This is a genomic window from Micromonospora sp. NPDC005197 (genome assembly GCF_040608295.1).
Classification (GTDB): domain Bacteria; phylum Actinomycetota; class Actinomycetes; order Mycobacteriales; family Micromonosporaceae; genus Micromonospora.
In genome coordinates, this window is the sequence record NZ_JBEXHY010000169.1 from 1 (window position 1) to 9,321 (window position 9,321).

General features: G+C 73.3%; 9 protein-coding genes and 1 pseudogene. 2 read left to right on the top strand and 8 right to left on the bottom strand.

Annotation, left to right across the window (positions count from 1 at the left end; genetic code table 11):
• Positions 1 to 83: 83 nt before the first annotated feature.
• The 3 genes from ABZU46_RS29140 to ABZU46_RS29150 all read right to left on the bottom strand — a co-directional run bounded on the left by ABZU46_RS29140 (position 84) and on the right by ABZU46_RS29150 (position 2,571).
• Positions 84 to 1,166: a polyprenyl synthetase family protein gene (locus ABZU46_RS29140; protein ID WP_354862758.1), complete on the bottom strand. Its 1,083-nt coding sequence runs from the start codon at positions 1,164 to 1,166 to the stop codon at positions 84 to 86.
• Positions 1,167 to 1,175: 9 nt separating this feature from the next.
• Entirely contained in the window at positions 1,176 to 1,565 is a 390-nt protein-coding gene (locus tag ABZU46_RS29145) for a helix-turn-helix transcriptional regulator (protein WP_354862760.1), read from the bottom strand.
• A 229-nt stretch (positions 1,566 to 1,794) separates the two neighbouring features.
• Positions 1,795 to 2,571: a GntR family transcriptional regulator gene (locus ABZU46_RS29150; RefSeq protein WP_354862762.1), complete on the bottom strand. Its 777-nt coding sequence runs from the start codon at positions 2,569 to 2,571 to the stop codon at positions 1,795 to 1,797.
• Positions 2,572 to 3,374: 803 nt separating this feature from the next.
• On the opposite strand from ABZU46_RS29150, the gene metF reads away from it, so the two are divergent.
• Entirely contained in the window at positions 3,375 to 4,292 is a 918-nt protein-coding gene (gene metF, locus ABZU46_RS29155; protein WP_354862764.1) for a methylenetetrahydrofolate reductase [NAD(P)H], read from the top strand.
• A gap of 21 nt (positions 4,293 to 4,313) precedes the next feature.
• The gene (locus tag ABZU46_RS29160) at positions 4,314 to 5,027 is read left to right on the top strand and encodes a CDP-alcohol phosphatidyltransferase family protein (RefSeq protein WP_354862766.1); all 714 of its coding nucleotides are present in this window, start codon (positions 4,314 to 4,316) and stop codon (positions 5,025 to 5,027) included.
• A 16-nt stretch (positions 5,028 to 5,043) separates the two neighbouring features.
• Here ABZU46_RS29160 and crtI read toward each other — a convergent pair whose 3' ends face one another.
• From crtI to ABZU46_RS29185, 5 genes and pseudogenes are all read right to left on the bottom strand, one after another.
• Complete coding sequence (crtI, locus tag ABZU46_RS29165) at positions 5,044 to 6,531, bottom strand: phytoene desaturase family protein (RefSeq protein WP_354862768.1); 1,488 nt, start codon at positions 6,529 to 6,531, stop codon at positions 5,044 to 5,046.
• Positions 6,532 to 6,542: 11 nt separating this feature from the next.
• Positions 6,543 to 7,667: a glycosyltransferase family 2 protein gene (locus ABZU46_RS29170; RefSeq protein ID WP_354862770.1), complete on the bottom strand. Its 1,125-nt coding sequence runs from the start codon at positions 7,665 to 7,667 to the stop codon at positions 6,543 to 6,545.
• On the bottom strand, positions 7,664 to 8,500 hold the full coding sequence (locus ABZU46_RS29175) for a carotenoid biosynthesis protein (RefSeq protein ID WP_354862772.1): 837 nt from the start codon (positions 8,498 to 8,500) through the stop codon (positions 7,664 to 7,666). The genes ABZU46_RS29170 and ABZU46_RS29175 overlap by 4 nt, the downstream gene beginning before the upstream one ends.
• On the bottom strand, positions 8,497 to 9,048 hold the full coding sequence (locus ABZU46_RS29180; RefSeq protein ID WP_354862773.1) for a GNAT family N-acetyltransferase: 552 nt from the start codon (positions 9,046 to 9,048) through the stop codon (positions 8,497 to 8,499). Before ABZU46_RS29180 ends, ABZU46_RS29175 begins: the two co-directional genes overlap by 4 nt.
• Positions 9,045 to 9,321 (bottom strand): annotated as a pseudogene (locus ABZU46_RS29185) (monooxygenase); the annotation flags it as partial. The pseudogene ABZU46_RS29185 and the gene ABZU46_RS29180, both read right to left, overlap by 4 nt.

The window sequence follows — 9,321 nt, forward strand, 5'->3', positions numbered from 1 at the left end:
GCCACGACACGCCGCGCGCGTGGGCAACAACTTCATGATCGACGCGCTCCGGGAGAGGGTGGGGGTGGGGGTGGGGGACGGGGTTAGTCGGCTCGGCGGGTTGCCGCTATGGCCAGGTCCACCAGGGCCTGGCGGGCCTCGGTGTCCAGGTCGACGGCCGTCAGCGCGGCCAGCGCGGAGTCGGTGAGTGTGACGATCCGCTGCTCGGTGCGGGCCAGCGCCCCGCTCGCGTCGATCAGCTCGCGTAGCCGGGCCACGCCCCGCTCGTCCAGGCCCGGGTCGCCGAGCTGGCTGAGCAGCAGCTCCCGGCCCGCGTCGTCGGTGGCCTCCACGGCCGCCGCCACCAGATAGGTGCGCTTGCCCTCGCGCAGGTCGTCACCGGCCGGCTTGCCGGTCTGCGCCGGGTCACCGAAGACCCCCAGCACATCGTCGCGGAGCTGGAACGCCTCGCCCAACGGCAACCCGTACGCCGAGTAGGTCGTCCGGATGTCCTCGCCCGCGTCGGCCAGCGCGGCGCCGAGCAGCAGCGGACGCTCGACGGTGTACTTCGCCGACTTGTACCGGGCGACCTTGCTGGCCCGTTCCACCGACGTGTCCCCGGTGACCTGGGTCAGCACGTCGAGGTACTGCCCGACGGTGACCTCGGTGCGCATCTCGTCGAAGACCGGCCGGGCCCGGGCCACCGCCCGCAGGTCCAGGCCGGCGGAGTGCAGCAGCTCGTCGGACCACACCAGGCAGAGGTCACCGAGCAGGATCGCGGCGGAGTCGCCGAACCCGTCCGGGTCGCCGCCCCAGCCGGCCGCCCGGTGCCGGGTCGCGAACCGCCGGTGCACCGCCGGCTCGCCGCGCCGGGTGTCGGAACGGTCCATCAGGTCGTCGTGGATCAGGGCGCTGGCCTGCACGAACTCCAGCGCCGCGAGGGCCGTGAGGACCTGGTCGCCGTCCACCCCGCCGGCGCCCCGGAACCCCCAGTACGCGAAGGCCGGGCGCAGGCGCTTGCCGCCACCGAGCACGAAGGCTTCGATCGCCTCCGCCACCGGGACGAGGGCCTCGTCCACCCGGGTCAACCGGGCCCGCTGGCCGGCCAGAAACTCGGTGAGCGCCCGGTCGACCCGCTCCCGCAGGCCGGCACGGTCGACGGGGGACACGGGAGCAGCGTGGGTCACGCCACGACGCTAGCGGGTCGTCCCGGCTCGCGCTCCACCGCCACGCGTACTGCCGCCGGTACGGCCCGGACCGGTCCGCCCGGCCGGCCGCGCACCGTCCGCGCCGGGTCGGCCCGACCCGCCGGCCGTGGGCGGGCAGGTTCGCCGGGTGCGCACGGCCGCCTCGGTGAGCACCGCCGCCGGTATGTCCAGCACGACGGCGAGCCAGCCGAGCCAGAACCCGCCGGGTACGCGTCGCTGCCGTTCCCACCGGGACACCTCGTGGCGGCTCAACGTCGGCACGCCCGCGGCGGCGCACAACTCGGCGGCGGTGCGCCGCTGGCTCCAACCCCGGGCCAGCCGATGCCGGACCAGGAGCGGCCCGAGTTGGGTGCGGTGCGGCGGTGGGGACGAGGTCACGGGTCCTCCCGGCGGACGTCGACGCGGTGACACCCCGCCCGCGCCACGGGCCGGGCACACCTCGGCTGGGTGACCCCCACGCGGGAACCGGGCCACCCCCGCCGCCCCTCCCGCGCTCCCCCTTCCTACCCCGGGGGTACGACGGCTTCCTTCGCCGAACGTGCCGCGCGTCGCCGGGCCGCACCGCCCCCGCGTCGGGCACTACCGGCTGCGGGCCCGGTCTGTCGGCTTAGGTGAGGTCGATCCAGTAGTCCAACTCCACCAGATCGGCACGCCTGACGATTCGCGCCACCTCGACCACGCGCTCACCGACATACGTCTGTCGAATGATCACCACGACGTGAACTCCGCCAGGGATTTGCAGAGCCTCCACCTCATCCGGCGTCGGCATCCTCCATCCCGGCCGCTCACGGATGCCAGTGACTGTGTGCCCGAGGCTATAGAGCTGTGACGTGTTGCCGCCTGGCCAGGGCTCGTTCTCCGGGTCGGCTACCGGGGTGCCGGCGACCATGTCGAGCAGCAGCGACGAGACGGACAGCTGTTGCGGCACGCCGTGAGTACGGAACAGGAAATGGCGCTCCAATAGCATCGTCTCCTGCTCCACCCCGAACAGCTCGGCCATGGACTCGGTAGCCGGCACCTCGAAGAAGCTCTTATCGAGGCTGTAGGCAGACCATTCGACCTGCTCGTCAGCAGTGAAGGACGTCCCGAGCTCGCCGCTGCGAACCTGCTCCAGCTCTTTGCGGTACCTCTCGGAAGCGAGTCGACGCACGGGCATGATCGGACGGGCGTAAGTGCCTCGTCCAACCTCTGTCATCACCAAGCCCTCTGCCCGCAGCAGCGCCAAGGCTTCACGAACGGTTCCGCGCGCGACTGCGAACTCGGCCATCAAGGTCGATTCACTGGGCAGCAAGGAGCCGGGGGCGATCACGCCGGCCTCGATCCGGTGGCGTAGCTCGTCGGCGACCTGCCGGTAGCGGCGCGGCTGTGGGTGCGGGGTAGGCACGCCCGTCACCGTACTCCCGATCTTCCCGACCGCCTGCTCGTCATGACACGACATTACCTGTCTGTACAGGTTGCCTAGACAGGGCTAGGATGCAGTGTGGTCGGCACGCTGAGTGATCTAGGGGTAGGCACTGCGTGTCGGCCACCCAAGGGGTCTCGGGAGGCAGCTCATGCGTCGATGGAAGTGGTTCCAACGTCCTAACGAATCGATCGACGTCGTCGAGCGCTCGGCCTATCAGCCCGTGGCCTGTGACCCTCCTACGCCGCCACGGAAGCAGGGAGATACCACCAGCGCACGGCCAGCCGCGAAGCGGCACAGCCAGCGAGACGACCGCCCTAATGCTTGAGGAGATCAGGCCGGAGCCACCGTTTCTCGTGATCATGGCCGGTTTCATAGTGGATCTGCACATCCGCAAGACGTGCCCACGCTGCCGGCAGGATGGCTGTCCAAAGCTCAGAGCCGCTGGACTCATTCTGAAGCTCTGGCGAGCAAGGAAGCAGCCGTGAAGGCCGGTGACGTTCTGCGGCTTGATCGGAAGGTCAGCGTTCAGTTCATGAGCCCGATAACAGTTCGGGTCATCAGAAGGCTTGACTGGGTTACCTACGACGGTTGGTGCTGGATCGACTGTTACCAGCTCGACAGCAGAGGTGATGCCATCGCCAGACGTTCGTTGTTCATCCGACCTGAGTTTGTGGAGTCCGCCGCGGACGGCCTGGCCGCGCCGCAGGGCCGGGATCGACCGACTCGCGTACGGCGGTGGGAAGCTCCTGGGTCCCGATGGCGCCGCCCGCTAGAGTCGGGTCGTGGCGCTCGGTCTTCCCTCGGTACTCCCCAATCCGCAGCCGGCGATCGGGGAGCTCATCCGTGACCGCCAGCCGACCTTCTCGTTCGAGTTCTTCCCGCCCAAGACCGAGGCGGGGGAGCGGCTGCTCTGGCAGGCGATCCGCGAGCTGGAGTCGCTGCGTCCGTCGTTCGTGTCGATCACCTACGGCGCGGGCGGTTCGACCAGGGACACCACCGTGGCGGTGACCGAGCGGATCGCCACCGACACCACCCTGCTGCCGATGGCCCACCTGACCGCGGTCAACCACTCCGTGGCCGAGCTGCGGCACGTGATCGGCCGGCTCGCCGGGGTCGGGGTGCGCAACGTGCTGGCCGTGCGCGGTGACCCGCCGGGAAACCCGGGCGGCGAGTGGGTCCGCCACCCCGAGGGCGTCGACTACGCCGAGGACCTGGTCCGGCTGGTGCGCGACTCCGGTGACTTCAGCGTCGGTGTGGCGGCCTTCCCGTACAAGCACCCCCGCTCGCCCGACGTGGCCAGCGACACCGCGCAGTTCGTCCGCAAGTGCCGGGCCGGCGCGGAGTTCGCGATCACGCAGATGTTCTTCGAGGCCGACGACTACCTGCGCCTGCGCGACCGGGTGGCCGCCGCCGGCTGCGACACCCCGATCCTGGCCGGGGTGATGCCGGTGACCCAGATCGGCACCATCGAGCGGTCCGTGCAGCTGTCCGGGGCGCCCTTCCCGCCGGCGCTGGCGGCGCGCTTCGAGCGGGTGGCCGACGACCCGGAGGCGGTGCGCCGGCTCGGCATCGAGCAGGCCAGCGACATGTGCCGTCGACTGCTGGACGAGGGCGTTCCGGGTGTCCACTTCATCACCCTCAACCGGTCCACCGCCACCCGAGAGGTCTGGCAGAACCTCAAGGCCGGCGCGCGGGTGTGAACACGGAGTCTGCGACACCTGATGCCCGGCACGACGGTTGATCCTCAGGTGGGCACACAGCTGAACTGGGACCAGTACGCCACGGCGTGGGCGCGGTTGCACGGCGGGTTCGACCCGCGGGTCGCCGCGCCGGTGGTGCGTGCCTGGCTGCGGTTCGCCTATCACGTCGGGTATGTGCTGGGTCGGCTGCGGGTCGGCCCCACCCCGGTCACCGCGGCGGGGGTGCTGCTCTGCTTCTGCGTACCGTTGCTGGCGACCCGGCCGGGCGACGGCCCGTTCCTCGGCGCGCTGTTCGTGCTGCTCGCCGCGGTGGCCGACAGCGTGGACGGTGCGGTGGCCGTCGCCACGGGCCGCACCACCCGGCTCGGCTACGTCTACGACTCGCTGGCCGACCGGCTCGGCGAGGTGGCGTGGCTGCTGGCGTTCTGGCTGGTCGGCGCGCCGGGCGGGCTGGTCGTCGCAGCCGGGGCGCTGTCCTGGCTGCACGAGTACGTCCGGGCCCGCGCGGTCTCCGCCGGGATGCGCGACATCGGCGCGGTGACCGTCGGCGAACGACCCACCCGGGTCTCGGTCGCGCTGGCGGGCCTGGTGGTCGCCGGGCTGGCTGGCCTGATCGAGCCGGAGCTGGCCGCCGGCACCATCACCATGGCGACCGCGGTGTGGGTGCTGCTGGCCGGCTTCGGGCTGGGGCAGCTGCTGTCCACCGTCCGCCGCGCGCTGCTCGACGCCGGCTGAGCGGCCCCGTCGGGTCTCACCAGGCGGGGCCGATCTCGTCGGCGACGATCTGCGCGGAGAGGGTCACCATCGGCAGGCCACCGCCGGGGTGGCTGGAGCCGCCCACCAGCCACAGCCCGTGCGCCGGGCCCCGGTTGGCCGGGCGGAGCAGGCCACCGGCGGTGCCGTAGATCGCGCCGCCCGGCGCCCCGGTCGCCGCGTCCAGGTCGGCCGGGGTGCGCACCTCGCGGAACAGCAGCCGGTCCCGCACGTCGACGCCGCGCTCGGCCAGGACATCCAGGATCCGATCGGCGTACGCGTCGGCCAGCCCCGGGCGTCGCCAGTCGACCGCGCCACCGGCGGTGCCCTGCCGGGCGGCGTTGACCAGCACGAACCACGCCTCGTGCCCGGCGGGGCGGACCATCGGGTCGTCGGCCACGGTGACGAACACCGTCGGGTCGGCCGCCGGTCGGGCCCGGACGCCCCGCCCCGGATCGCCGAAGACCGCGTCGAACTCCGCGTCGTAGTCGCGCGGGAAGAAGACGTTGTGGTGCGCCAGGCCGGTGCTGCCGGAGACGCCGAGCAGCAGCACGAAACCGGCGAGGCTGCGATCGGTCAGGCCGGCCAGCCGGCGCGCGTGTGGCAGCAGGTCGCGGTAGACGGTGAGCGCGTCGACGTTGGCCACCACCACGTCGGCGGGCACCGGCGCGGTGACGCCGGCGAGGCGTACCCCGTGCACCCGGCCGCCCGCCGCGTCGATCCGGGTGACCGTGGTGCCGGTCTGCACCACCACGCCGAGGTCCAGGCAGCGGGTCAGCAGCGCGTCGGCGAGCGTGCCCAGCCCGCCGCGCAGGTACCACCCGCCGTAGGTCAGCTCGGCGTAGGGGACCGCGACCAGCGCCGCCGGGGCCCGCCGCGGGTCGGCGCCGGTGTAGGTGGCGTACCGGTCCAGCAGCATCCGCAGCCGCGGGTCGGACAGGTGCCGGCGGCCCAGCCCGCGCAGGGTGCGGCCCGGGGCGATGGCAGCCAGGTCACCGACGCGCCAGGCCAGCGACGCGAGGTCGCGGGGGGAGTCGACGGTACGGCGCAGGATGTCCCGCGAGGAGGCCTCCCACACCCGTGCGGCCCGGCGCCACAGCCGCTGCCAGTCGGCCGCCGCCCGGTCGCCGAGGGCGGCCCCGATCCGCGCGGCGAACTCCACCGGGTCGGTGCACGAATCCAGGGTCGGGCCGCCACCTGCGAAGACGTGCCGGACGATCGGGTCCAGCGGCGTCAGGTCCAGGTACTCGTCGAGCTTCGCCCCGGTCGCCTCGAACAGGTCGTGGAAGACCTCGGGCAGGGTGAGCAGGCTCGGCCCGGTGTCGAAGTGGAACATCCCGGCCGGGGTGTCGTGCGCGTACCGGCCGAGCTTGCCGCCGACCGTGTCGGCGGCCTCGAAGACGGTCACCTGGTGCCCGGTTGCGGCCAGCCGGGCGGCGGTGGCCAGGCCACCCACCCCGGCGCCGACGACCACGATCCGCGCCATGCCGCGCCCTCCTAGCTGACCGGGCGGCCCCGCCAGGTCAGGCGGCGTCGCTTTCGCAGATGGTACGACCGCAGCGTCAACCAACCGAGGACCACGACCGACACGGGGTGTGCGAGCGCGTCGGGCCACCACCGGCCGCCGGTCGCCCGGGCAGTGAGCACCCGCCCGGCCACCCCGAGCAGGTATGCGATGAGCGCAACCATTGACATCCGGGGAGCTGTCGAGGCGACCGCCAGCGCGACCAGCGGCGGGGCGGTGTAGAGCAGGAGCAGCAGCGTCACCACGGCGGCCGCCGCGCCGGGGTGCCCGAACGACGCCCACAGCGACTTCGAGTACCCGTCGCGCAGCTGCGGCCAGTCGTCGTACATCCGGCAGGTGGCCAGCCGGGAGCCGTCGGCCAGGGCGATCCGCCTCCCGGCGCGCTTGACGGCCCGGGCCAGCTCGACGTCCTCCAGGATCTTGTCGGCGACGGACGCGTGCCCGCCGGCGGCGGTGTAGCCGGCCCGGTCCAGCACCAGGAACTGCCCGCCCGCCGCGGCCAGCGACGGCCGCCGCGAGCGCTCCATGGCCCGCAGCGGCAGGAAGGTCAGCCACAACCACTGCAACAGCGGCTGCACGAGCCGGTCGGCCGCCGTCGCCACCACGATCCGGGGGTACGGCGACAGCAGCGTCGCGCGGGCGGCGCGCAGCTCGGTGACCGCCGCGGCCACGGCGTGCGGGGCGAGCACCACGTCGGCGTCGACGAAGACCAGCGCGGTGGCCGCCGGGTCGGCCCGGGTGGCCAACTGCCAGCAGGCGTGCGGCTTGCCCAGCCAGCCCGGCGGCGGGGCGACCCCGCTGAGCAGGGTGACCCGCGGGTCGTCGCCGACGACCGCGCGGACCACGTCGGCGGTGCCGTCGGTGGACCCGTCGTCGAGGACCACGATGCGCAGCGCCGGCACACCACGCTGGGCGAGCAGGGCGCGCAGGCAGGGCGTGACCCGGGTGGCCTCGTCGCGCAGCGGCAGCAGCACGGCCACCGGCTCGTCGACGTCATCCGGCCGGTCGGTGGGTCGGCGCAGCCATCGGGCGGCGTTGACCCAGGTGTGCCCGGTCAGCGCGGCGACGGCGAGCAGCAGGGCGACGAGGACGGTCATCGGGTCGCGTCGACGCCCGGGCGGTGCGGTTGGTGGTCGTCCCGGCGCGCGTGGTGGGGCCGGCGGGCGCGCAGCAGGGTCACCGCCAACGGCACGGCGGTGACCGCCATGCCTGCCGCGCCCCAGAGCGCCGACGCGGGCAGGTCCAGGAAGACCGCGTGGGCCAGGATGCTGGAGAAGTACGTCCACAGGTACAGCGCGAGCATCGGGTGGTCCCGCCGGTCGGTGTGCTCGGCGGCCGGACCGGCCAGCGGGCGCAGCGCGCTCATCAGCAGCACCGCGAAGAGCAGCCAGCCCAGGTAGTTGCTGACCGGGATGCCGGCCAGGCCGGGCAGCGCCGGGGTGGCGTCCCGCCAGACCCAGTAGCCCTCGGCGACCATCTGCGGGTCGAGGAAGAGGTCCCAGGCGGCCAGCCCCACCGCGGCCAGCGCGATCCGGCCCACCCACCGGCCGAGCGGCGTGCCGCTGCCGCCGGTCAGGCGGACCGCGGCCAGCCAGGCCGGCCAGGCCATCCAGGTCCAGGCCAGCGGGATGATCAACGGCACCCCGGCCAGCTTGGGGCCCAGCTCACCGGAGTAGTCGTAGCTGCCGAACGGCACACCGGTGGCCACCCCGATCGCCTCGATCGCGAACCCGCCGCCGGTGGCCACCGCGACCAGCGCCGCCGCCACCCGAGGGCCCCGGCTGAGCAGCGCGTGGCCGACCGAGAGCAGCCAGCCGAGCACGACCGTGGCCACGGTCAGCCCGGCCCGGGTGGCGCCGGTGGTCAGCGGGTAGCAGATCTGGGCGAGCACCAGGACGGCGAGCAGCGTCCAGGAGATCCGCCGGGTCATGACGCGGCGGGCTCGAGCGGCAGGTCTCGACCGAGTACGCCGAAGGGCCGCTCGTCACCGGGGAAGTGGAAGTCGCGCAGCACGTCGACGAAGCCGAACCGCCGGTACAGCCGCCAGGCCCGCGAGGTCTGCTCCTCGGCCTCCGGGGTGGACAGCAGTGTGGTGTCGCCCTCGGCCATCGTGAGCAGCGCCCGCAACTGCCCGGCGCCCAGCCCGTGCCCCTGCGCCGGCGGACGGACGTGCAGCTCGACCACCTCGAAGCAGTGGGTGAGCCAGCGCTTGCGGGTCGGGGCGTCCAGCGCCCGGTGCACCTGGTCGTGCCACCACTGGCCCGGACCGCCCAGATAGCCGTACCCGAAGCCGGCGAGGTGACCCTCGCTGGTCAGGCTGGCCACGGCCCGGAACCCGGGCCGGCGGACGTGGGTGGCGATGTAGCCGCGCCGGGCCTCCAGCAGGTCGGTGCGGTACCCCATCGCCTCGCCGTAGACGGCCACCACGTCGTCCAGCCGTCGGACGAGATCGTCCGGCGTCCAGCGCACCAACCTCATGCCCGTCCACCCTTCACTGTCGCCTGGTCGCCGTCGGCGACCCACCCGAGGACCGTCCGGTCGCCGACCACGTCACGTACCTCGAACCGGGCGAACAGCTCCTCGGCGTACCAGCCCGCGGTGGGGGTTCGCATGATCGCCGCCCGATGCTCCGGGTGACGGTACGCGAACGCCACCAGGTCCGTCGGGTCGCGCCACACGCTCACCGTGCCCTGCCATCCCAGCGGGGCCTCACCGACGCCGAACCGGGCCAGCAACCCGGGCGCGTCGCGC

Bases quoted from the DNA above. Each gene is read 5' to 3' on its own strand.
- ABZU46_RS29175 (WP_354862772.1), bottom strand. From the start codon at position 8,500: ATGACCCGGCGGATCTCCTGGACGCTGCTCGCCGTCCTGGTGCTCGCC.
- ABZU46_RS29170 (WP_354862770.1), bottom strand. From the start codon at position 7,667: ATGACCGTCCTCGTCGCCCTGCTGCTCGCCGTCGCCGCGCTGACCGGG.
- crtI (WP_354862768.1), bottom strand. From the start codon at position 6,531: ATGGCGCGGATCGTGGTCGTCGGCGCCGGGGTGGGTGGCCTGGCCACC.
- ABZU46_RS29160 (WP_354862766.1), top strand. From the start codon at position 4,314: ATGCCCGGCACGACGGTTGATCCTCAGGTGGGCACACAGCTGAACTGG.
- ABZU46_RS29180 (WP_354862773.1), bottom strand. From the start codon at position 9,048: ATGAGGTTGGTGCGCTGGACGCCGGACGATCTCGTCCGACGGCTGGAC.